13 protein-coding genes, 6 tRNA genes and 3 rRNA genes are annotated in these 22486 nt (G+C 57.1%); 19 read left to right on the top strand and 3 right to left on the bottom strand.

The window, feature by feature from the left end:
* Positions 1-36: 36 nt before the first annotated feature.
* Positions 37-648 (top strand): superoxide dismutase, encoded by a 612-nt coding sequence (locus SJQ66_RS28660; protein ID WP_024905668.1) that lies wholly within the window; start codon positions 37-39, stop codon positions 646-648.
* On the opposite strand, the gene SJQ66_RS28655 is transcribed toward SJQ66_RS28660, so the two are convergent.
* Entirely contained in the window at positions 630-2678 is a 2049-nt protein-coding gene (locus SJQ66_RS28655) for an ABC transporter ATP-binding protein/permease (RefSeq protein ID WP_253466102.1), read from the bottom strand. The genes SJQ66_RS28660 and SJQ66_RS28655 overlap by 19 nt on opposite strands.
* Before the next feature lie 33 nt (positions 2679-2711).
* A complete protein-coding gene (locus SJQ66_RS28650; protein ID WP_024905670.1) occupies positions 2712-3611 on the bottom strand; it encodes an extracellular solute-binding protein in 900 nt (299 codons plus the stop codon).
* 775 nt (positions 3612-4386) lie between these two features.
* Here SJQ66_RS28650 and SJQ66_RS28645 point away from each other — a divergent pair.
* The 5 genes from SJQ66_RS28645 to rrf all read left to right on the top strand — a co-directional run bounded on the left by SJQ66_RS28645 (position 4387) and on the right by rrf (position 9720).
* Positions 4387-5918: ribosomal RNA gene (locus SJQ66_RS28645) — 16S ribosomal RNA — on the top strand.
* Between the two features lie 64 nt (positions 5919-5982).
* Positions 5983-6059, top strand: a tRNA-Ile gene (locus tag SJQ66_RS28640).
* 79 nt (positions 6060-6138) lie between these two features.
* Positions 6139-6214: transfer RNA gene (locus SJQ66_RS28635), tRNA-Ala, on the top strand.
* Between the two features lie 328 nt (positions 6215-6542).
* Positions 6543-9426 (top strand): 23S ribosomal RNA (locus tag SJQ66_RS28630).
* 180 nt (positions 9427-9606) lie between these two features.
* A 5S ribosomal RNA gene (gene rrf, locus SJQ66_RS28625) occupies positions 9607-9720 on the top strand.
* The 16S, 23S and 5S rRNA genes sit together here with 2 tRNA genes alongside, the layout of an rRNA operon.
* 231 nt (positions 9721-9951) lie before the next feature.
* Here rrf and SJQ66_RS28620 read toward each other — a convergent pair.
* Positions 9952-10431 carry a hypothetical protein gene (locus SJQ66_RS28620; RefSeq protein WP_320534840.1) on the bottom strand — a complete coding sequence of 160 codons (480 nt, stop codon included), beginning with the start codon at positions 10429-10431 and terminating at the stop codon, positions 9952-9954.
* Positions 10432-10823: 392 nt separating this feature from the next.
* Between SJQ66_RS28620 and SJQ66_RS28615 the strand changes: the two genes are divergently transcribed.
* The 13 genes from SJQ66_RS28615 to rpoB all read left to right on the top strand — a co-directional run bounded on the left by SJQ66_RS28615 (position 10824) and on the right by rpoB (position 22468).
* On the top strand, positions 10824-11702 hold the full coding sequence (locus SJQ66_RS28615) for a 2OG-Fe(II) oxygenase (RefSeq protein WP_320534839.1): 879 nt from the start codon (positions 10824-10826) through the stop codon (positions 11700-11702).
* Positions 11703-12289: 587 nt separating this feature from the next.
* Positions 12290-12375, top strand: a tRNA-Tyr gene (locus SJQ66_RS28610).
* 136 nt (positions 12376-12511) lie between these two features.
* Positions 12512-12585: transfer RNA gene (locus tag SJQ66_RS28605), tRNA-Gly, on the top strand.
* Between the two features lie 35 nt (positions 12586-12620).
* A tRNA-Thr gene (locus SJQ66_RS28600) sits at positions 12621-12695 on the top strand.
* A 63-nt stretch (positions 12696-12758) separates the two neighbouring features.
* Positions 12759-13949 (top strand): elongation factor Tu, encoded by a 1191-nt coding sequence (gene tuf / locus SJQ66_RS28595; RefSeq protein WP_024902012.1) that lies wholly within the window; start codon positions 12759-12761, stop codon positions 13947-13949.
* Between the two features lie 127 nt (positions 13950-14076).
* Positions 14077-14152 (top strand) — tRNA-Trp (locus tag SJQ66_RS28590).
* A 42-nt stretch (positions 14153-14194) separates the two neighbouring features.
* Positions 14195-14575 (top strand): preprotein translocase subunit SecE, encoded by a 381-nt coding sequence (secE, locus tag SJQ66_RS28585; protein ID WP_320534838.1) that lies wholly within the window; start codon positions 14195-14197, stop codon positions 14573-14575.
* A gap of 1 nt (position 14576) precedes the next feature.
* Positions 14577-15155: a transcription termination/antitermination protein NusG gene (nusG, locus tag SJQ66_RS28580; RefSeq protein ID WP_024906050.1), complete on the top strand. Its 579-nt coding sequence runs from the start codon at positions 14577-14579 to the stop codon at positions 15153-15155.
* A gap of 200 nt (positions 15156-15355) precedes the next feature.
* A complete protein-coding gene (gene rplK, locus SJQ66_RS28575) occupies positions 15356-15787 on the top strand; it encodes a 50S ribosomal protein L11 (protein WP_024906049.1) in 432 nt (143 codons plus the stop codon).
* The gene (gene rplA / locus SJQ66_RS28570) at positions 15788-16486 is read left to right on the top strand and encodes a 50S ribosomal protein L1 (RefSeq protein ID WP_024906048.1); all 699 of its coding nucleotides are present in this window, start codon (positions 15788-15790) and stop codon (positions 16484-16486) included.
* Positions 16487-16794: 308 nt separating this feature from the next.
* The gene (rplJ, locus tag SJQ66_RS28565; protein ID WP_320534837.1) at positions 16795-17343 is read left to right on the top strand and encodes a 50S ribosomal protein L10; all 549 of its coding nucleotides are present in this window, start codon (positions 16795-16797) and stop codon (positions 17341-17343) included.
* Between the two features lie 126 nt (positions 17344-17469).
* The gene (rplL, locus tag SJQ66_RS28560) at positions 17470-17844 is read left to right on the top strand and encodes a 50S ribosomal protein L7/L12 (protein ID WP_024906046.1); all 375 of its coding nucleotides are present in this window, start codon (positions 17470-17472) and stop codon (positions 17842-17844) included.
* Positions 17845-18361: 517 nt separating this feature from the next.
* Positions 18362-22468, top strand: a complete 4107-nt coding sequence (gene rpoB, locus SJQ66_RS28555) for a DNA-directed RNA polymerase subunit beta (RefSeq protein ID WP_024906045.1) — start codon at positions 18362-18364, stop codon at positions 22466-22468.
* Positions 22469-22486: the final 18 nt, after the last annotated feature.

The following is a 22486-nucleotide window of genomic DNA, read 5'->3' as shown; positions in this document are numbered from 1 at the left end:
TCGACGACATGAGCAATTGAACGAGGAGCGAATATCATGGCTTACACCTTACCGGAATTGCCCTATCCATACGATGCATTGGAGCCGCATATCGATGCAAAGACGATGGAGATTCACCATACGAAGCACCATCAGACCTATGTCAACGGATTAAATGCGGCGGTTGAAGGAACGGGGCTGGGAGAGAAGCCGGTGGAAACGCTTTTGCGTGAACTGGAGACCTTGCCTGAAAAGATTCGTGGGCCGGTGCGCAACAGCGGCGGTGGGCATGCAAACCACGCGTTGTTCTGGAAGGTCATGTCGCCAAATGGCGGCGGCAAGCCGAAGGGCAAGGTGGCCGCCGCGATTGATAATGAATTGGGTGGCTTCGATGCGTTCAAGGACCATTTCACGCGTGCGGCGCAGACGCGTTTCGGTAGCGGCTGGGCCTGGCTGAGTGTTCGACCCGACGGCGAACTGGTTGTGGAAAGCAGCGCCAACCAGGACAGTCCGTTATCGCACGGTAATACGCCGATTCTTGGGTTGGACGTCTGGGAGCATGCGTATTACCTGAAGTACCAAAGTCGTCGCCCTGACTATATCTCCGCGTTTTATGAAGTAATCGACTGGGACGAAGTAGAGCGCCGATATCAGGCGGCGCGCGCCTGAGGGCTGGCGTGGTCCGCAAGAGGCCAGACATCGACCGCGTCATTGTCCAGATCGATGCGGATCGTCAGTCCGGCGGCCGCGCGCCACGTGTGGGGCCGTAGCTTAAGAACGCTGTCACCGACGCGTACGGCAAGGCGAACCTGTCCACCCTCGAGCAGGACCTCTTCGATAAGCGCCGCGAAGCCTTCATTCCCGCGCGTACCGCCAGGCACGCGACGCACGGCGTCCGGGTTCAGCCGCCACATGACACGGGCCCCGGCTTCCAACCCCCGCAATTTTTCCCACGCCACTGGAAAGCGTATGCCGCCGCCAATGTCGATGCGCCCCTTGAGGTCCAGCTCGCCCACTCCCACGTTCGATAAGCCCAATAGCGATGCGACTTTCATATTCGCGGGACGCGTGAAGACGTCGAGCGTCGGGCCGGCTTGCAGCATCCGGCCGTGGTCTAGCACGAGGATCTCGTCCGCTAACTGTGCCGCCTCGTCCGGGTCATGGGTGACCAGCACCGTCACCGCATCGATTTCCTGTTGCAATTGACGCAAGCTCGTTCGCAGTGCCCGCCGTCTAGGGGTATCCAGCGCCGAAAACGGTTCATCCATCAAGATCACACCACAATGCCGGGACATGGCCCGCACGATCGACACCCGTTGCCGTTGTCCGATCGAGAGTTCCGCCGGGAAGCGGTCAGTAAGGTGTGCCAGCGCAAGCCTACGGGACCATGCTTGCACGGTTCCGGGGTGTGCATCCCGAGGGTACGCCCATTGCTGCGCGACTGTCATGTGTGGAAACAGTCCGAAGTCTTGCGGAACGTAGGCTATATGGCGGCTTTCCGCTGGCAAGTCTTGTATGGGTATCCCATCGACAATGATGTGCGCACTGCCGCCAGGCGAAATGCGGGCCAGCCCGGCGAAAAGCCGCAACGTCATCGATTTGCCCGATCCGGACTCGCCAAGAATGGCAAGCCTGCGTGCTTTGGGCGCCCAGCGAAGCTTCAGCGAGAAGTCGCCGATTCGTGTATCAAGCGCCACCATGATGGAACGCCCGTCCGGCTTCGTCGCATCGTCCTTGTCGATGCTGGCGGATGCCGTCGGTGGTCCGGGCCGTGCATGATTCGCAGGCGTTTTAACCGGCTGTGAACGGGGCGCGCGTCGCGATGGCTTCCATACCGCGTTTATTGCCACCAGCAGTGCGGCAAGCAGCGAGACGCCCAGGGTCGGCACGATAATCGGCAACATGGCAGGCAGACCGACGCTGCCGAAGGCCACGTATGTATAGATCGGCAGGGAATACGGGTGATAGGCCACCATGACCGTTGCGCCAAATTCCCCGAATGCACGAAGCCAGGTCAGTAGCAGGCCGGCACGAATCGCGGGCCAGGCGAGCGGCAGTGAGATGGAGAAAAATCGCGCATAGGGGCGATGTCCGAGCGTGGCAGCGACGTCTTCGAACATCGGGTCGACGGCAATGAAGGCGCTGCGCGCCGCAACGATGAGGAATGGTGCTGCCACGAAAATGCCGGCGAGCAGGATGCCGATGAACGAGTCGGTCAGCGCACCGTGGGTCAATTCGCCCAGCGCGCTGTAGGGCCCTAGTAGAAACAGCAGCAGCACGCCACTCGTGAGGGGCGGCAAGGCCAGGGGCAACTGCACGACGAATGCGATGACGCTGGCAAGGTGAGTAGGTCGCCGCGCGAGCCAGTAACCGAGGGGGACGCCGGTGAGGGCGACGATCAGCGCCGCGAGTGTGGCGCTGGCAGCCGAGACGCCCGTTGCGTGAAGCAACGTATTCCAATCCACTGCGGTCCAGCTTGCTGATGCGATGTGCGGCGCGCTGGCGAGCAGTGGCGCGCAGAGATAGATCGTGAGGAGGGCGCCGAGCCATGCGAGCGGCGTCGGTCCATGGGCCCGACGCACTGATCGATTCGTCGATGGCGCGAGGTCGTTACGGTCGAGATCGGGCGATGTCATTGTTGCATCATACGATGGCGAGGCGGCCCCCTGGTAGCCGTCTACCGGGCGGACGTCGGTCATGCCGTTTCATCGCGGTCTTGTGGTAAGTGACCGTTATTGCGGCGCTAGTTGTGTTCGCAGCGCGGCGGGGACGGAGGCGGCGTCGCCACTGATCGTTGGCGCCACGATATCGATGCCGTGTTCTTTCAACAAGGCCTGGCCCGCCGGGCTCAACAACCAGGACACGAAACGCTGAGCGCCTTTCGCGTTGGGCGCGTGATTCAGAATGGTCACCGTGTATTGCGCTTTCTCTTTCAGTTCGGCGGGGAGCGTGACGAAGGGGATATTCAGGTCCGATGTCTCGGTGGAATAAAAAAACCCCGCGTCCAGTTGACCCGATTGCAAGCGCCCGACCAATGTTTCCTCCGGCAGCACCTGAGCGGGATTTTCCTCCGAACCCAGAGTCTCTTTCAAGAGATCCGGTTTGTCATAGACCCTTGCCGCGTGCTGGACAAAGTTCACCGTGAACAGACCCTTCGGGTCCAGCTTAGGATCGGTGCGGCCGATCCTGATGCCCGGCGTCGACAAGACGTCGTCCCAGCGCTTGGTTTTCAGGGCGTCGGCGAACGTGCTCTTCGGGTTATAGCCAATGACCAGGGGCGATTCAGCAAATGACGCGTACCAGGTGACCCAGTTTCCATTGGTATCGCCCATCAGCGTGCTGTTGACCTTGGGGCTGGCGCTGATGAAAATATCGCCGCGACGAAGTTTGCCCTTGATCTCGTTGGCCAGTTTGTTCGAGCCGCCGGCATATCCTTCAAAGTCGATGCCGCTTGCCTTTGTGAACGCCGGTCCCACGCTACGCTCCATCAGGTTGACCAGTGAGCCGGCATAGAACACGCTGACCTTTTGTGACTGAGCTTGCGCGGCCGAGAAAGTCAGCAATGGCGCGGCGGCTAGCAAGAGGCCGGACAACGCGTTACGTAATACGGCGCGGCGGTCGGTGGGGGACACGGGCTTTCTCCTTTGTGGCGAGCTGAGCAGTCGATGAATAACGATGTTGGCTCCTCGTCTTAAGGTGCGGGATGCGTCAAGGCGTTATATTGCTGGAAATATGCCGCTTGTGCAGTGTACCAATTCCTGTAAGTAGCGTGACGCGCAGGTGCGGCAGTCATTGGCATGGCAATACCCACAAAAAACGCAAAAGTACTTGCAGGTTTGCTGGGTGTGTCCTATTATTCGCCTCCCCGCTGCAGACAAGGCGAAGCGTTTGTTGTGTTGGTGGGGTGGTGGTGAGAGAAGGTACTTGGTTTGAAGGGTCTTTTCTTGTTGCTGGTGTGGGTAGGCTTGGTCTGCAGGTGCTGAGGCTGGGTGGTTGAGCGGTGTGTGTTGTCAGGTGATGGTTTCTGGGTTGATGAGAGACGCGTTGCCGGGGGTGACAAAAAAACTGCTTGACGAGATGGTGGTGGTGGTACATAATCTCGCTTCTGTTCTGCAGCAAAACAGCGCGGTGGAGCAAAAGTGGTGGTGTTTGCGGTGAATCGACGGGTCGCCTAGTGCGAGGGAATGCCCAGCCAGTCGTTAAACGGTTCTTTAAAAATTTACAGCCGATAAGTGTGGGCGCTTGGTGACGGATGCGCGTTTGTTGGTTTAGGCCGATGAGCGCAAAGCAAAAGTATCAAGAGCTCGCACAAGAGAAGAAGTAAGGGTATGAATTTCGGTTCGTACTACTTGTTGATTCTTGAGTTGAGCGACCTATTCGGAAGAATAGAAAACAGTAACAGAGATTAAACTTAAGAGTTTGATCCTGGCTCAGATTGAACGCTGGCGGCATGCCTTACACATGCAAGTCGAACGGTAACAGGGAGCTTGCTCCGCTGACGAGTGGCGAACGGGTGAGTAATACATCGGAACGTGTCCTGTAGTGGGGGATAGCCCGGCGAAAGCCGGATTAATACCGCATACGATCTAAGGATGAAAGCGGGGGATCTTCGGACCTCGCGCTATAGGGGCGGCCGATGGCAGATTAGCTAGTTGGTGGGGTAAAGGCCTACCAAGGCGACGATCTGTAGCTGGTCTGAGAGGACGACCAGCCACACTGGGACTGAGACACGGCCCAGACTCCTACGGGAGGCAGCAGTGGGGAATTTTGGACAATGGGCGCAAGCCTGATCCAGCAATGCCGCGTGTGTGAAGAAGGCCTTCGGGTTGTAAAGCACTTTTGTTCGGGAAGAAAAGGCGAGGGCTAATATCCTTTGCTGATGACGGTACCGGAAGAATAAGCACCGGCTAACTACGTGCCAGCAGCCGCGGTAATACGTAGGGTGCAAGCGTTAATCGGAATTACTGGGCGTAAAGCGTGCGCAGGCGGTTTGTTAAGACAGATGTGAAATCCCCGGGCTTAACCTGGGAACTGCATTTGTGACTGGCAGGCTAGAGTGTGGCAGAGGGGGGTGGAATTCCGCGTGTAGCAGTGAAATGCGTAGATATGCGGAGGAACATCGATGGCGAAGGCAGCCCCCTGGGCCAACACTGACGCTCATGCACGAAAGCGTGGGGGAGCAAACAGGATTAGATACCCTGGTAGTCCACGCCCTAAACGATGTCAACTAGTTGTTGGGGATTCATTTCCTTAGTAACGTAGCTAACGCGTGAAGTTGACCGCCTGGGGAGTACGGTCGCAAGATTAAAACTCAAAGGAATTGACGGGGACCCGCACAAGCGGTGGATGATGTGGATTAATTCGATGCAACGCGAAAAACCTTACCTACCCTTGACATGGTCGGAACCCTTGAGAGATCAGGGGGTGCTCGAAAGAGAACCGATACACAGGTGCTGCATGGCTGTCGTCAGCTCGTGTCGTGAGATGTTGGGTTAAGTCCCGCAACGAGCGCAACCCTTGTCCTTAGTTGCTACGCAAGGGCACTCTAAGGAGACTGCCGGTGACAAACCGGAGGAAGGTGGGGATGACGTCAAGTCCTCATGGCCCTTATGGGTAGGGCTTCACACGTCATACAATGGTCGGAACAGAGGGCTGCCAACCCGCGAGGGGGAGCTAATCCCAGAAAACCGATCGTAGTCCGGATTGCACTCTGCAACTCGAGTGCATGAAGTTGGAATCGCTAGTAATCGCGGATCAGCATGCCGCGGTGAATACGTTCCCGGGTCTTGTACACACCGCCCGTCACACCATGGGAGCGGGTTTCACCAGAAGTAGGTAGCTTAACCGCAAGGAGGGCGCTTACCACGGTGGGATTCGTGACTGGGGTGAAGTCGTAACAAGGTAGCCGTATCGGAAGGTGCGGCTGGATCACCTCCTTTCTCGAGCTTGAAGCATAAGTTGCTAAAGCGCTCACGCTTATCGGCTGTCATACGACAGGCTGTAGGGTCTGTAGCTCAGTCGGTTAGAGCACCGTCTTGATAAGGCGGGGGTCGTTGGTTCGAATCCAACCAGACCCACCATCTTGGTCTGGTTGGTTGCGCTAACTGGTGTGGTTGGGTGACGAACTAAGGGATGTACCTACAGTAGTAGTGGTGTCTTGGGGGTTTAGCTCAGCTGGGAGAGCACCTGCTTTGCAAGCAGGGGGTCGTCGGTTCGATCCCGTCAACCTCCACCAATTCCTAAGCTAAAGGGTATTTGTTGCGTATCCGCGAGGATGTGCGCTGAGTGCGTTTTAGCTTAGGCTTGGCCTAACACTGATGGATTCGATGAGAATCTAAATCGGCTGTCGTTCTTTAACAATTTGGAAGAAGTTCAATTCAATGGTGGCGTGCTGTGCGTTAGAGATGGCGTGCGGGATGCTGCCGAAATTTGGGTTGAGATTGTATCGAGAAGTATCTCAAAGCAGTGTGTCTTGAGAGAGGCGCACGAAATTGGAATACGGCACAACACCGATACTCACCTATGGCGTGACGTGTGCAGCGATGCAGACGTACTCGTTATAGGGTCAAGCGAATAAGTGCATGTGGTGGATGCCTTGGCGATTACAGGCGATGAAGGACGCGGTAGCCTGCGAAAAGCTTCGGGGAGCTGGCAAACGAGCTTTGATCCGGAGATGTCCGAATGGGGAAACCCGGCCCGAATGGGTCATCCTTGACTGAATCCATAGGTCAAGAGAAGCGAACGCGGTGAACTGAAACATCTAAGTAGCCGCAGGAAAAGAAATCAACCGAGATTCCCAAAGTAGTGGCGAGCGAAATGGGAAGAGCCTTGTACCTTTTAGCATGTGAGTTAGCAGAACGCTCTGGAAAGTGCGGCCATAGCAGGTGATAGCCCTGTATGCGAAAGCTTATGTGTGGAACTAGGGGTACGACAAGTAGGGCGGGACACGTGAAATCCTGTCTGAAGATGGGGGGACCATCCTCCAAGGCTAAATACTCGTAATCGACCGATAGTGAACCAGTACCGTGAGGGAAAGGCGAAAAGAACCCCGGGAGGGGAGTGAAATAGATCCTGAAACCGCATGCATACAAACAGTCGGAGCCTCTTAATGGGGTGACGGCGTACCTTTTGTATAATGGGTCAGCGACTTACGTTCAGTAGCAAGCTTAACCGACTAGGGAAGGCGTAGCGAAAGCGAGTCCGAATAGGGCGCTTTAGTTGCTGGGCGTAGACCCGAAACCAGACGATCTATCCATGGCCAGGATGAAGGTGCGGTAACACGTACTGGAGGTCCGAACCCACTAATGTTGAAAAATTAGGGGATGAGCTGTGGATAGGGGTGAAAGGCTAAACAAGTCTGGAAATAGCTGGTTCTCTCCGAAAACTATTTAGGTAGTGCCTCGTGTATCACCTTCGGGGGTAGAGCACTGTAATGATTGTTGGGTCCATTGCGGATTACTTCGTCATAGCAAACTCCGAATACCGAAGAGTGCAATCACGGGAGACAGACATCGGGTGCTAACGTCCGGTGTCAAGAGGGAAACAACCCAGACCGCCAGCTAAGGTCCCCAAGATTGGCTAAGTGGGAAACGAAGTGGGAAGGCTAAAACAGTCAGGAGGTTGGCTTAGAAGCAGCCATCCTTTAAAGAAAGCGTAATAGCTCACTGATCGAGTCGTCCTGCGCGGAAGATGTAACGGGGCTAAGCCAGTCACCGAAGCTGCGGATGCAGATTTATCTGCATGGTAGGAGAGCGTTCTGTAAGCCTGTGAAGGTGTCTTGAGAAGGATGCTGGAGGTATCAGAAGTGCGAATGCTGACATGAGTAGCGATAAAGGGGGTGAAAAGCCCCCTCGCCGTAAGCCCAAGGTTTCCTACGCAACGTTCATCGGCGTAGGGTGAGTCGGCCCCTAAGGCGAGGCAGAAATGCGTAGCTGATGGGAAGCAGGTTAATATTCCTGCACCATTGTTAGATGCGATGGGGGGACGGATCGCGGAAGGTTGTCCGGGTGTTGGAAGTCCCGGTCCTTGTATTGGAGAAGGCGCTTAGGCAAATCCGGGCGCGGAATTCAAGGGTACGAGGCGAGCTGCTTAAAGCGGCGAAGCAATTGGAAGTGGTTCCAAGAAAAGCCTCTAAGCTTCAGTCTAACAAGACCGTACCGCAAACCGACACAGGTGGGCGAGATGAGTATTCTAAGGCGCTTGAGAGAACTCGGGAGAAGGAACTCGGCAAATTGGTACCGTAACTTCGGGATAAGGTACGCCCTTGTAGCTTGACAGGCCTGCGCCTGGAGGGTGAAGGGGTTGCAATAAACTGGTGGCTGCGACTGTTTAATAAAAACACAGCACTCTGCAAACACGAAAGTGGACGTATAGGGTGTGACGCCTGCCCGGTGCCGGAAGATTAAATGATGGGGTGCAAGCTCTTGATTGAAGTCCCGGTAAACGGCGGCCGTAACTATAACGGTCCTAAGGTAGCGAAATTCCTTGTCGGGTAAGTTCCGACCTGCACGAATGGCGTAACGATGGCCACACTGTCTCCTCCCGAGACTCAGCGAAGTTGAAGTGTTTGTGATGATGCAATCTCCCCGCGGCTAGACGGAAAGACCCCATGAACCTTTACTGTAGCTTTGCATTGGATTGTGAACAAATCTGTGTAGGATAGGTGGGAGGCTATGAAGCAGGGACGCCAGTTCTTGTGGAGCCACCCTTGAAATACCACCCTGGTTTGTTTGCGGTTCTAACCTTGGTCCCTGAATCGGGATTGGGAACAGTGCATGGTAGGCAGTTTGACTGGGGCGGTCTCCTCCCAAAGTGTAACGGAGGAGTACGAAGGTACGCTAAGTACGGTCGGAAATCGTGCTCATAGTGCAATGGCATAAGCGTGCTTAACTGCGAGACCCACAAGTCGAGCAGGTGCGAAAGCAGGTCATAGTGATCCGGTGGTTCTGTATGGAAGGGCCATCGCTCAACGGATAAAAGGTACTCTGGGGATAACAGGCTGATACCGCCCAAGAGTTCATATCGACGGCGGTGTTTGGCACCTCGATGTCGGCTCATCTCATCCTGGGGCTGTAGCCGGTCCCAAGGGTATGGCTGTTCGCCATTTAAAGAGGTACGTGAGCTGGGTTTAAAACGTCGTGAGACAGTTTGGTCCCTATCTGCCGTGGGCGTTGGATATTTGAAGGGGGCTGCTCCTAGTACGAGAGGACCGGAGTGGACGAACCTCTGGTGTACCGGTTGTCACGCCAGTGGCATCGCCGGGTAGCTATGTTCGGAAGAGATAACCGCTGAAAGCATCTAAGCGGGAAACTTGCCTTAAGATGAGATATCCCTGGGAACTTGATTCCCCTAAAGGGTCGTTCGAGACCAGGACGTTGATAGGCTGGGTGTGTACGGACAGTAATGTCCTTAGCTAACCAGTACTAATTGCCCGTGAGGCTTGATCCTATAACCAGTGCGTTTGTGTGTAAGACGGCCAGAGAAACAGGCCGCCACCCAGGCGCGCGAGGTGAGTGAAACAATCGGTGGACATGTGCCCGATACAGCTCAACCCAAAGCGGTAAGAACACAGAAGCGAACTTCTTCCAGATTGGTGCCGTGGCACTGCCAACGGCACAACCCTCTTTGCCTGATGACCATAGCGAGTCGGTCCCACCCCTTCCCATCCCGAACAGGACCGTGAAACGACTCCACGCCAATGATAGTGCGGATTGCCCGTGTGAAAGTAGGTAATCGTCAGGCTCCCAATGCTGAAATCCATACGCCCCGACTCACCTTATCGTGATCGGGGCGTTTGGCTTTTTAGCTGCCCTTCCTCCAATACCCCAGATGCACTCATAACACCGCACCACGGCGAACCACCCGTGCGCATGGGTGAGCGCGGCCGCGCACGCGCGCCACTACCATGCCATGCTTCAACAGCGCACCGCGACCCACGCACGCGATACCACCCCACCTGATCCACCCCCCACCCTAGTAACCCCCTCGACCCAGAAATTGGCGTCCAATCGCGCACTTGCCGCATTGCCGGCAAGCGTCGCTCGCGACGATAAATGCGTTCCGATCCTGTTCGGACAGCGCGGCGAAGGCTGTGGGATCTATGCCGTTTGCGGTGAGGACATGCGATGTGGCGTTCGCCGCTGTCATCGCTTTTTCGTACAGACCTCGGCAAGCGCTATCGACATAACAGAAACCGTCGTGTACCGCAACGTACTTGCTATCATCTCCCATGTCTTTCATTGCTTGTTTACAGCCGACCGTGGCGGGTGACAGAAAGCTGTTCATCTGACATGTCCCATTTTTGCAACTGAGCCCGGATGCGCAACCGGCGATGATATTGCTATCTTCACCGCAGGCACCGCCCAATTGTCGGGTAACTTCGTTCTTCGCGTAGGTGTTGCCGACGCAAAAGGCCATCGCCCACAAAAGAATGAATACAAACCATTTGTTCATATCGTTTTCCTAAGTAAAAGATAGAGTCCCTTTGCTTGAGAAGTCGGATGCTCGCTCCTAACCAGCTATCGTCTGCTCAGCGAGATCCATCTGAGCATGGTTCGCTTGATTAATGCACTTAAGGCAATCGTGGACCGGAACGATGCCAACTAGCCGCCGGTAGGCTGATGCCTGCTCGGCACAGTCGTGTGCCCTATCGACCCAGGCAGCGCGCCCGTACGCGCCGTGGAAAGGCCCGCTAGAGGGGTGTTTGACGACGGTCGCCGGGCGCTTGTCGACAATCGTCCCGCTGCGATCAAATCAAGCATTTGCAGCGCTACTTCACCTAAATCCATGAGGAGCGGTCAGGATTGATAGAATGATCAATCTCGCGAGCGATGAGGGGGAGTGCCGTGTCCGGTTTCTTCAATGACAGCGTTTTGGATGGTTTCAGCGGCGACGCATTCGGGCGACGTGAACCGTTCCCCTGGCAAGCCTTCGAGACGTTGCTGCTGCCCGAGAAATTCACGGCTTTGCTGGAAAGCTTTCCCTCTGTGGCGCTTTTCGACACGCATCGCGGCATAGCGCGCGCTGATCAGCAACGTTCGCACGACCGGTATTATCTGGCGTTTAAGCGCAATATCTATCGCGGCGAGAATGCCGCGCCGGGTGTCTACTGCCGTGATGGGGGCGACAACGAAATGGTCGGCCCCTTGTCAATCGCGCGCACGGAAGATCTGGCGTCGTCGGGTAAGGCCATTGCCCCGACAACGTCCGCGCCGCTGTCAAAATCGGGCGTGGTGGACCTTCCGGACCTACCTGCGCCATGGCAGGCCTTCATGGAAGAGATCCGTAGCAGTCGACGATATCAGGCGTTTGCCGAGCGCGCCTTCGGTGTTCAGCCAATGACCGTTCGATTTGCCTGGCATCTCGGATTCCAGGGGGCGGAAGTGTCGCCGCACCGTGACACCGATAAAAAACTCGGTACGCACATCTTTTATTTCAACACGGCGGCGGATTGGTCCGAGGAATGGGGCGGCAGTATCCTCGTACTAGGTGATAAAAAGGTCCGACGAAAGAATCCTGATATCACCGACTTCGGGTCGGTGAGGGCTGTCGACATCCGCGATAATCGCAGTTTTCTATTTAAAAATACGGTCACCGCCTGGCACGGCGTTGATGCACTGCGCTGCCCACCGCAACGCTATCGCCGACTGTTCAACGTTATTTTCGAGCGTGTAGAACCACGGCCGCGAAAGACGTTATTTCAGAGACTGACGGGCATGCGCTGAGACGGCACACGCGCGGTGCCGAGCGCACCGCCTTGGACCGTCTTTACAGCGGTTCTCTGAGCGGTTCTCTGTATGGCACCTTCATCGCTGATGGTGGAGGCCTATAACGGCCGCGGATGCTTGAACGTCGATACTGCGCAAGCTGGCCGTCCGCCACGCATTTCTCCTCGCGTTGATAACGCTAATAGTTTGTGGTGTCGCGCTACGACGAAGACAGCATAGACCGACGCCGACGGCAACGCCGTGACAGGTTTCGTCTATATCCGAAGGAGACCGCTGAAATCGTCGCAAAAAACGAGCGTATGGTGGCTCGCTGATGACGTACAAGGCGGTGTATGCGTGGCTTATTTAGTCAATCGGCGTCTGATGAGACGCACCGTACATTCCGATGATCACGGGATCGGCACCGATCCCGTTCGAAAGCGCATGGAGGGTCGACGGGTATGCGCGAAACATAACCCCTTTGAGATCCCGCATGCGTTGACAGCGTCTGACGATGCAGGCTAAGCGGAGTAACGGCTTACCGTGTTGGCGCAGAAAATGGTTGACAGTCCTCGGGAGTATCTCCATAATCTCGAATTCTCTGCGGAGGGGTGCCCGAGTGGCTAAAGGGGGCAGACTGTAAATCTGTTGGCTTACGCCTACGTTGGTTCGAATCCAACCTCCTCCACCAGAATTCAAGTCAAGTTACCTGAAGGCTCGACGGTGTGGCGCAAAAAGCGGTAGTTGCGGTGCGTCGTGATCAGGCTTTCGGGTGGTTTGCAGCGCAGCAATAAGGCAGGCGAAGGAATTCGAGCGGTACTGAATCCGCGGGTGTAGCTCAATGGTAGAGCAGAAGCCTTCCAAGCTTACGACGAGGGTTCGATTCCCTTCACCCGCTCCAGGTGTTGTGCAGTTTGTTTTTGTAGCGCCGGTTTCGCCCATGTGGCTCAGTGGCAGAGCACTCCCTTGGTAAGGGAGAGGTCGGCAGTTCGATCCTGCCCATGGGCACCAGTAAGCTGATCAGTGTGTTTGCGCGCGGCGCAACGGATGAATAGTCCTGTTTAGGAGTCGACAATGGCTAAAGGCAAGTTTGAACGTACCAAGCCGCACGTGAACGTGGGCACGATCGGTCACGTTGACCACGGCAAGACGACGCTGACGGCGGCGATTGCAACGGTTCTGTCGAAGAAGTTCGGCGGTGAGGCGAAGGCGTACGACCAGATCGACGCGGCGCCGGAAGAGAAGGCACGTGGCATTACGATCAACACGGCGCACGTTGAGTATGAGACGGCGAATCGGCACTACGCGCACGTTGATTGCCCGGGCCACGCTGACTACGTGAAGAACATGATCACGGGTGCGGCGCAGATGGACGGCGCGATCCTGGTGTGCTCGGCCGCGGACGGCCCGATGCCGCAAACGCGCGAGCACATTCTGCTGTCGCGTCAGGTTGGCGTGCCGTACATCATCGTGTTCCTGAACAAGGCGGACATGGTGGACGACGCTGAGTTGCTGGAGCTGGTGGAAATGGAAGTGCGGGAGTTGCTGTCGAAGTACGACTTCCCGGGCGACGATACGCCGATTATCAAGGGTTCGGCGAAGCTGGCGCTGGAAGGCGATGCGGGCGAGCTGGGCGAAGTGGCGATCATGGCATTGGCCGAAGCGCTGGACACGTACATCCCGACGCCGGAGCGTGCGGTTGACGGTACGTTCCTGATGCCGGTGGAAGACGTGTTCTCGATCTCGGGTCGCGGCACGGTGGTGACGGGTCGTGTTGAGCGCGGGATCATCAAGGTTGGCGAGGAAGTGGAGATCGTCGGTCTGCGCGATACGCAAAAGACGACGGTGACGGGCGTTGAAATGTTCCGCAAGCTGCTGGACCAAGGTCAGGCAGGGGACAACGTAGGCGTGCTGGTGCGTGGTACGAAGCGTGAAGACGTGCAACGTGGTCAAGTGCTGGCGAAGCCGGGCTCGATCAAGCCGCACACGGACTTCACGGCGGAAGTGTACGTGCTGAGCAAGGATGAAGGCGGTCGTCATACGCCGTTCTTCAACAACTATCGTCCGCAGTTCTACTTCCGTACGACGGACGTGACGGGCTCGATCTCGCTGCCGGAAGGCAAGGAGATGGTCATGCCTGGCGACAACGTGTCGATTTCGGTGAAGTTGATCGCTCCGATCGCGATGGAAGAAGGTTTGCGCTTCGCTATCCGCGAAGGCGGCCGTACCGTCGGTGCCGGCGTCGTGGCAACCATCACGAAGTAAGACTCGATTCCCGCGCAAGCGGGATTGCCAGAGGGGCGGTAACGCCGCCCTGTCGAGATAAGTGGTTGTTGAGGCGGTAACGTGTTGTTTCAGGGGCGGGCTATCAAGTCTGCCCTATATGGTTTCTAGGGGTATAGCTCAACTGGCAGAGCGTCGGTCTCCAAAACCGAAGGTTGGGGGTTCGATTCCCTCTGCCCCTGCCACATTCGTGCATTCGCTTTTCTGGCGGGTGCCACCAAGGTCTTATGGCGAATCCTCCAGTGGAAACGGTCAATACGACCAGCGACAAGCTGATGCTGGCGCTTGGCGTCGTGTTGGTCCTCGTCGGTGTTGCAGCGTTCTATTTGTTGAGCGGCCAGAATCTCGCTATCCGCACAGTCGTTTTGCTGGTGCTGATTGCCGGTGGAGCGGTTGCCGCATCCTTTTCTGGTCTCGGCAAGACGTTTGTCGGTTTCTCGAAAGATGCCTATCGCGAAGTGCGCAAGGTCGTGTGGCCGTCGCGCAAGGAAGCAGGGCAGACCACGCTGATCGTTTTCGGTTTTGTCGTCGTTATGGCGATTTACCTATGGTGTACCGATAAAACGATCGAATGGCTGATTTTTTCAGTGATTCTTGGGTGGAGATGAGATGAGCGATACGACTACGCCAGAAGCGGGTGCCGCCTCGGCCAGCTCCAAGAAGCGCTGGTACACCGTGCAAGTCTATTCCAGCATGGAAAAGACGGTGCAGCGGGCGCTGCAGGAGCGGATCGAGCAACAAGGCATGAGCGAGAAATTCGGGCGCACATTAGTGCCGACCGAAAATGTGTCGGAAACGAAGGATGGCAAGAAAATTGTCGTCCAGCGTCGTTTGTTCCCTAGCTATATTTTCGTCGAGATGGAAATGGACGACGAAACGTGGCATCTGGTGAAGAACACGCAAAAGGTCACCGGTTTTATTGGCGGCACGGGCAACAAGCCGATGCCGCTGCCGCAGCGCGAAGTCGACAAGTTGTTGTCGCTGGCGCAAGAAGGCTCCGAGCACACCCGTCCGAAGGTGTTGTTCGAGATTGGCGAGACAGTGCGAGTCAAGGATGGTCCTTTCACGGACTTCAATGGCACCGTCGAGGATGTGAATGGTGAAAAAGCACGCGTACGCGTGTCGGTCACTATTTTCGGCCGGGCTACGCCGGTCGAGTTGGAATTCGGTCAGGTCGAAAAAGTCTGAATCAGGCTGGCGATCTGTGCCAAGCACCACGCGGCGTGTGCCGGCGGTGTGAATAGTCGGAGCGGTGTGTTTGCCGCTTTATCGAGGAGCGTCGTGTCGACGGTGTGCGGGAACGAAAGGGAAAACCCTGACGTGCCGCCCCGCCCGTACACGACGCGTTATCACTCACGGGTGGCGTTGCCGCCCTTATGAGGTAAGAAATGGCAAAAAAGATCATTGGCTTTATCAAGCTGCAGATCCCTGCAGGCAAGGCTAACCCGTCGCCGCCGGTCGGTCCGGCATTGGGTCAACGCGGCTTGAACATCATGGAATTCTGCAAGGCGTTCAATGCCGCCACGCAGGGTTTGGAGCCGGGTCTGCCGACGCCGGTCGTCATTACGGCTTTCGCGGACAAGAGCTTCACGTTCGTTCTGAAGACGCCGCCGGCGACGGTGCTGATCAAGAAGGCGGCCGGCGTGCAAAAGGGTTCGCCGAAGCCGCATACCGACAAGGTTGGCTCGATCACCCGCGCACAAGCGGAAGAAATTGCAAAGACCAAGTCCCCCGATCTGACCGCTGCTGATTTGGAAGCAGCGGTCCGTACGGTTGCTGGCAGCGCCCGTTCGATGGGCATCACGGTGGAGGGTCTGTAAATGGCTAAGATCTCGAAGCGTCAACAGGCTCTCGCAAAGCTGATCGACCGTACGAAGGCCTACCCGATCGGTGAAGCGCTGGATCTGGTAAAGAAGACCGCAACGTCGAAATTCGACGAATCGGTTGACGTCGCTGTGCAATTGGGCGTGGATGCGAAGAAGTCCGATCAAGTGGTCCGCGGCTCCGTGGTCCTGCCGGCAGGTACCGGTAAGTCGGTGCGCGTTGCCGTGTTCGCTCAAGGCGATAAAGCCGAGCAAGCGAAGGCCGCCGGTGCCGACATCGTGGGTGCGGACGACCTGGCGGAACAAATCAAGGGCGGCGTCATGAATTTTGACGTGGTTATCGCCTCGCCGGACATGATGCGTATCGTCGGTACCCTGGGTCAGATCCTGGGCCCTCGCGGATTGATGCCGAACCCGAAGGTGGGTACGGTGACGCCGGACGTCGTGACCGCGGTCAAGAATGCCAAGGCAGGTCAGGTGCAATTCCGTGTCGACAAGGCGGGCATTATCCACGGTACGATCGGCCGCGCGTCGTTCGAGCCGGATGCGCTGAAGCAAAACTTGCTGGCACTGCTGGATGGCCTGCAAAAGCTGAAGCCGGCAACAAGCAAGGGTATCTACGTGCGTAAGGTTGCGCTGTCGAGCACCCAAGGCGGCGGTATCCGCGTTGACCAGTCGACTTTGACTGCGCAGTAAAATAGGATTTCCGTGGTTGCATGTTGGGTGCGGCCATGGTTTTAGAGCTTTGGGGCGGATGTCGAGAGGAAGGAAAGCTTGATGTCCGGTTGTCAAAGACCGTTGGTGGCCCTATTTCCGGTGGGGAAATAGGCCTTAATCCCCAACGCAGATGGCGAACCCGAAACGTTTTGCAGGATGGATTGCGGGAAGTCGCGTTGTTGAGCGGCCCGTTTGAAGTGCTCCTAACCGCCGGACGCCGTTGTTGAATGCCTCCAAGGCCGGGGAAACCCGGTTGCCGGTGGTGTATCGAATCAGGAGTTTTAACCGTGCCACTCAATAGGGAAGATAAGCAGGCCGTTGTGGCTGAAGTCGTCGCGCAAGTTGCGAAGGCTCAGTCCATCGTGCTGGCTGAATATCGCGGCATTGCGGTTGGCGATCTGACGAAGCTGCGCGCGGTAGCGCGGGAGCAAAAGGTTTACCTTCGCGTGTTGAAGAACACGTTGGCGCGCCGCGCCGTTGAAGGTACGCCGTTCGGTCCGCTGGCTGAGCAGATGACGGGTCCGCTGATTTACGGCGTATCCGAGGATGCCACCTCCGCGGCGAAGGTCATCAATGACTTCGCGAAGGGCAATGACAAGTTGGTGATCCGTTCGGGCGCCTACGAGGGTCAAGTGTTGGATAAGGCTGGCGTGCAAGCGCTGGCAGCTATCCCGAGCCGCGAAGTTCTGCTGGCTCAATTGCTGGGTGTCATGCAAGCGCCGGTTGCGGCGTTTGCACGTGGCCTGGCAGCACTGGCCGCGAAGAAGGGCGAAGGCGAACCGGCGGCTGCGGAAGCGGCAGCCGAGGCGCCGGCCGAAGCTCCGGCTGCCGAATAAGGCATCGGATCGACATTGTTCAGTCGCGCCCCGTTCCAGTGGAGCGGTGGCGTAACCGCAGTGATCGCAGTGTGGTTCTAGCCCGCACCGTGTATCGCGCAATCCATTCAAAAGGTTTTACGTATCATGGCAATCACGAAAGACGACATCCTGGAAGCCGTTGGTAACTTGACGGTTATGGAACTGAACGACCTGGTCAAGGCGTTCGAAGAGAAGTTTGGCGTATCGGCAGCTGCGATGGCAGTGGCTGGTCCGGCAGGCGGTGCAGCTGCTCCGGCCGCTGAAGAAAAGACCGAATTCGACGTCATCCTGAAGGGTGCAGGCGCGAACAAGGTTGGCGTCATTAAGGCTGTCCGTGAAATCACGGGCTTGGGCCTGAAGGAAGCGAAGGACCTGGTTGATGGCGCACCGAAGCCGGTTAAGGAAGGCATTGCAAAGGCCGACGCCGATGCAGCGCTGGAAAAGCTAAAGGCCGCTGGCGCCGACGCCGAAGTCAAGTAAGAGACTGCGGTAGGGGTGTGGGCTGGCGGGGATTCCCCGTCAGCCTTTTTGCGCTTACAAGCAAAGAAAATCGCTGGCGTCGCAAAATTGTTTTACATGAGTGTGCGTTGTAAGTATTTGGCTGTGAATGGTGACTGTTGTCGGAAGTTTTTGTAATTTGCGGTAAGTTGTCAAATGCCGACTTGACTAAGTCCGGTGATTTGTGCGGTGTAAGAACACAAAGAAAAGCTGTTGCGAGTATGCTCGCCGTGCGACAGCCTTTTTTTGTCTTCTGAAGCGACTGCAGAAGGCAAGTTTGGTCGGGTAGGGGATGGCGTATGGACAGCGTTGGTCCGTGCGGCGTGCTTTACTGTCAGCCATGGTTGGTAGCGGCCAACCACCAAGCTTCTATATCCGTGACCGGGGCGTTTCCGTGAGGGAACCGCCGGGAGCGGATTTCGGGCCTCAGTCGGTGAACACCCGGATGTCGGCAAAGCGATACGCGCACTATGCCGACCGGCAGTGATCTGGAGATAGTATGCAATATTCCTTCACCGAGAAAAAGCGCATCCGCAAGAGTTTTGCGAAGCGCACCAACGTTCACCCGGTTCCCTACCTATTGGCGACTCAGCTTGAGTCGTTCAGCCAATTCCTGCAGCAAGATGCAACACCTGATGGTCGCAAGCCCGAAGGCTTGCAGGCCGCATTTACATCGGTTTTCCCGATCGTGTCACACAACGGTTTCGCACGTCTGGAATTCGTGCGTTACATGTTGTCGCCTCCGGCGTTCGACGTTACCGAGTGCCAGCAGCGGGGATTGACTTTCTGCTCGCAACTCCGCGCGGTCGTGCAATTGGTGATTCTGGACAAGGAATCGCCGAATAAGCCGGTCGTCAAGGAAGTGAAGGAGCAGGAAGTCTACATGGGCGAAATGCCCTTGATGACTGAAAACGGCTCGTTCGTGATCAATGGTACCGAACGTGTCATCGTTTCGCAGCTCCACCGTTCGCCAGGGGTCTTCTTCGAACACGACAAGGGCAAAACACACAGCTCGGGCAAGTTGCTGTTCTCGGCACGTGTTATTCCTTATCGCGGTTCGTGGCTGGACTTCGAGTTCGACCCCAAGGATGTCCTGTACTTCCGCGTCGACCGTCGCCGAAAGATGCCGGTCACGATCCTGTTGAAGGCCATTGGCCTGACGCCGGAACAGATCCTTGCAAACTTCTTCGTGTTCGACAACTTCACGTTGATGGGCGAAGGGGCGCAGGTCGAGTTCGTGCCGGAACGCCTGCGCGGTGAAGTCGCGCGTTTCGACATTTCGGATCGTGATGGCAATGTCGTCGTAGCCAAGGAAAAGCGGATCAATGCGAAGCATATCCGCGACCTCGAAAATGCGAAGACCAAGTTCATCTCGGTACCGGAGGACTACCTGCTGGGCCGTGTGCTGGCAAAGAACGTCATCGATCCGGATACCGGAGAGGTGATTGCGTCCGCAAACGACGAACTGACCGAGGGCGTACTCGAAAAGCTGCGCGCGGCGGAGGTCAAGGAAATCCAGACGCTTTACACGAACGATCTGGACCAAGGCCCATACATCTCGCAAACGCTACGGATCGACGAAACAGCGGATAAGACCGCTGCACGTATCGCGATCTACCGGATGATGCGTCCGGGCGAACCACCGACGGAAGAAGCGGTTGAAGCGCTGTTCAATCGCTTGTTCTACAGCGAAGACGCGTATGACCTGTCGAAGGTCGGCCGCATGAAGTTCAACCGCCGCGTGGGTCGCGAGGAAATCGTCGGACCTATGACGTTGCAGGATGACGACATCCTGGCAACCATCAAGATCCTGGTCGAGCTGCGTAACGGTAAGGGCGAGGTCGATGACATCGACCACTTGGGTAACCGTCGCGTGCGTTGCGTCGGCGAACTGGCGGAAAACCAGTTCCGTGCTGGTCTGGTGCGTGTCGAGCGCGCGGTGAAGGAGCGTCTGGGTCAGGCCGAAAGCGAAAACCTGATGCCGCACGACTTGATCAACAGCAAGCCGATCTCGTCCGCGATTCGTGAGTTCTTCGGCTCATCGCAGTTGTCGCAGTTCATGGACCAGACCAACCCGCTGTCGGAAATCACGCACAAGCGGCGTGTCTCGGCGTTGGGACCGGGCGGTTTGACCCGTGAACGCGCAGGCTTCGAAGTGCGTGACGTGCATCCGACGCACTATGGTCGCGTGTGCCCGATTGAAACGCCGGAAGGTCCGAACATCGGCCTGATCAACTCGCTCGCCCTGTTCGCGCACCTGAACGAGTACGGCTTCCTGGAAACGCCGTACCGCAAGGTCGTCGACGGCAAGGTGACGGATCAGATCGATTACCTGTCGGCGATCGAGGAAGGCCGTTACCTGATTGCTCAGGCGAACGCGGCTGTGTCTGAAGACGGCACGCTGACCGACGAACTGGTCTCCGCACGTGAAATGGGCGAAACGTTGATGGCGACGCCGGACCGTGTCCAGTACATGGACGTGGCGCCATCGCAGATCGTGTCGGTTGCGGCATCGCTGATCCCGTTCCTGGAACACGATGACGCAAACCGCGCCTTGATGGGCTCGAACATGCAGCGTCAGGCGGTGCCCTGCCTGCGTCCGGAAAAGCCGCTGGTCGGCACCGGTGTCGAGCGCACGGTGGCGGTCGACTCGGGCACGACGGTGCAGGCATCGCGCGGTGGCCACGTCGACTACGTCGATGCGGGCCGTGTCGTGATTCGCGTGAACGATGACGAAGCCGTGGCCGGGGAAGTGGGTGTCGACATCTACAACCTGATCAAGTACACGCGTTCGAACCAGAACACGAACATCAACCAGCGTCCTATCGTCAAGGTGGGTGACCGTGTCGCACGTGGTGACGTGATCGCCGACGGTGCGTCGACGGACCTCGGCGAACTCGCGCTCGGCCAGAACATGCTGGTCGCGTTCATGCCGTGGAATGGCTACAACTTCGAAGATTCGATCCTGATCTCCGAGAAGGTGGTGGCGGACGACCGTTACACGTCGATCCATATCGAAGAGCTGAACGTGGTCGCCCGCGACACGAAGCTCGGCCCGGAAGAAATCACGCGCGACATCTCGAACCTGGCGGAAGTGCAACTGGGTCGTCTGGATGAGTCGGGCATCGTCTACATCGGCGCGGAAGTGGAAGCCGGTGACGTGATGGTGGGTAAGGTCACGCCGAAGGGTGAGACGCAATTGACGCCGGAAGAAAAGCTGCTGCGCGCGATCTTCGGTGAAAAAGCGTCTGACGTGAAGGACACGTCGCTGCGCGTGCCGTCAGGGATGAGCGGCACCGTGATCGACGTCCAGGTCTTCACGCGTGAAGGCATCCAGCGTGACAAGCGCGCGCAACAGATCATCGACGATGAACTGAAGCGCTATCGGCTTGACCTGAACGACCAGTTGCGGATCGTGGAAGGCGATGCGTTCCAGCGTCTGGAACGGATGCTGATCGGCAAGGCCGTCAATGGTGGCCCGAAGAAGCTGGCGAAGGGTGCCGAGCTGACGAAGGAATACCTGGCCGACCTGGATCACTACCACTGGTTCGATATCCGCCTGGCCGACGAAGCCGCGGCGAACCAACTGGTTGCCATCAAGGAATCGATCGAGCAAAAGCGTCACCAGTTCGATCTGGCTTTCGAAGAGAAGCGCAAGAAGTTGACGCAAGGCGACGAACTGCCGCCGGGCGTGCTGAAGATGGTGAAGGTGTACCTGGCCGTGAAGCGTCGCCTGCAGCCGGGTGACAAGATGGCTGGTCGTCACGGCAACAAGGGTGTGGTCTCGCGCATCGTGCCGATTGAAGACATGCCGTACATGGCTGACGGTACGCCGTGCGACATCGTGCTGAACCCGCTGGGTGTGCCGTCGCGGATGAACGTGGGACAGATTCTGGAAGTCCATCTGGGATGGGCGGCAAAGGGTCTGGGTCATCGGATCAACGAGATGTTACGTGCGCAGGCGAAAGCGACCGAAGTCCGTGGTTTCCTCGAAAAGATTTACAACGAGCACGGTCACAAGGAAGACATCGCCAACCTCAGCGACGACGAAGTCCTGCATCTTGCATCGAACCTGAAGGAAGGCGTGCCGTACGCAACGCCGGTATTCGACGGTGCAACCGAGGAAGAAATGTCCCGCGCGTTGGATCTGGCTTTCCCGGACGACATCGCCGCGAACCTCGGCATGACGGCGTCGAAGAACCAGGTGCGTCTGCGCGATGGCCGTACGGGCGAAGAGTTCGAACGGACCGTGACGGTGGGCTATATGCACTACCTGAAGCTGCACCACTTGGTCGACGACAAGATGCACGCCCGTTCGACCGGCCCGTACTCGCTGGTCACGCAGCAACCGCTGGGTGGTAAGGCGCAGTTCGGTGGTCAGCGCTTCGGGGAAATGGAAGTGTGGGCGCTGGAAGCATATGGCGCCTCGTACGTACTGCAGGAAATGTTGACCGTGAAGTCGGACGACGTGGCAGGCCGGACCAAGGTCTATGAAAACCTGGTCAAGGGTGACCACGTGATCGATGCGGGCATGCCCGAGTCGTTCAACGTGCTGGTGAAGGAAATCCGCTCGTTGGGTATCGACATCGATCTGGATCGGAACTAATCGGACTACGGAGAGAAG

The organism is Robbsia andropogonis, assembly GCF_034047095.1.
GTDB classification, from domain to species: Bacteria; Pseudomonadota; Gammaproteobacteria; order Burkholderiales; family Burkholderiaceae; genus Robbsia; species Robbsia andropogonis.
The sequence above is the reverse complement of the archived record's forward strand: the minus strand, read 5'-3'. Positions and strand labels throughout refer to the sequence as shown.

Excerpts from the sequence above, each read along its gene's own strand:
- SJQ66_RS28660 (WP_024905668.1), top strand. The coding sequence starts at position 37 with ATGGCTTACACCTTACCGGAATTGCCCTATCCATACGATGCATTGGAG.
- SJQ66_RS28655 (WP_253466102.1), bottom strand. The coding sequence starts at position 2,678 with ATGACCGACGTCCGCCCGGTAGACGGCTACCAGGGGGCCGCCTCGCCA.
- SJQ66_RS28620 (WP_320534840.1), bottom strand. The coding sequence starts at position 10,431 with ATGAACAAATGGTTTGTATTCATTCTTTTGTGGGCGATGGCCTTTTGC.
- tuf (WP_024902012.1), top strand. The coding sequence starts at position 12,759 with ATGGCTAAAGGCAAGTTTGAACGTACCAAGCCGCACGTGAACGTGGGC.
- secE (WP_320534838.1), top strand. The coding sequence starts at position 14,195 with ATGGCGAATCCTCCAGTGGAAACGGTCAATACGACCAGCGACAAGCTG.
- nusG (WP_024906050.1), top strand. The coding sequence starts at position 14,577 with ATGAGCGATACGACTACGCCAGAAGCGGGTGCCGCCTCGGCCAGCTCC.
- rplK (WP_024906049.1), top strand. The coding sequence starts at position 15,356 with ATGGCAAAAAAGATCATTGGCTTTATCAAGCTGCAGATCCCTGCAGGC.
- rplA (WP_024906048.1), top strand. The coding sequence starts at position 15,788 with ATGGCTAAGATCTCGAAGCGTCAACAGGCTCTCGCAAAGCTGATCGAC.
- rplL (WP_024906046.1), top strand. The coding sequence starts at position 17,470 with ATGGCAATCACGAAAGACGACATCCTGGAAGCCGTTGGTAACTTGACG.
- rpoB (WP_024906045.1), top strand. The coding sequence starts at position 18,362 with ATGCAATATTCCTTCACCGAGAAAAAGCGCATCCGCAAGAGTTTTGCG.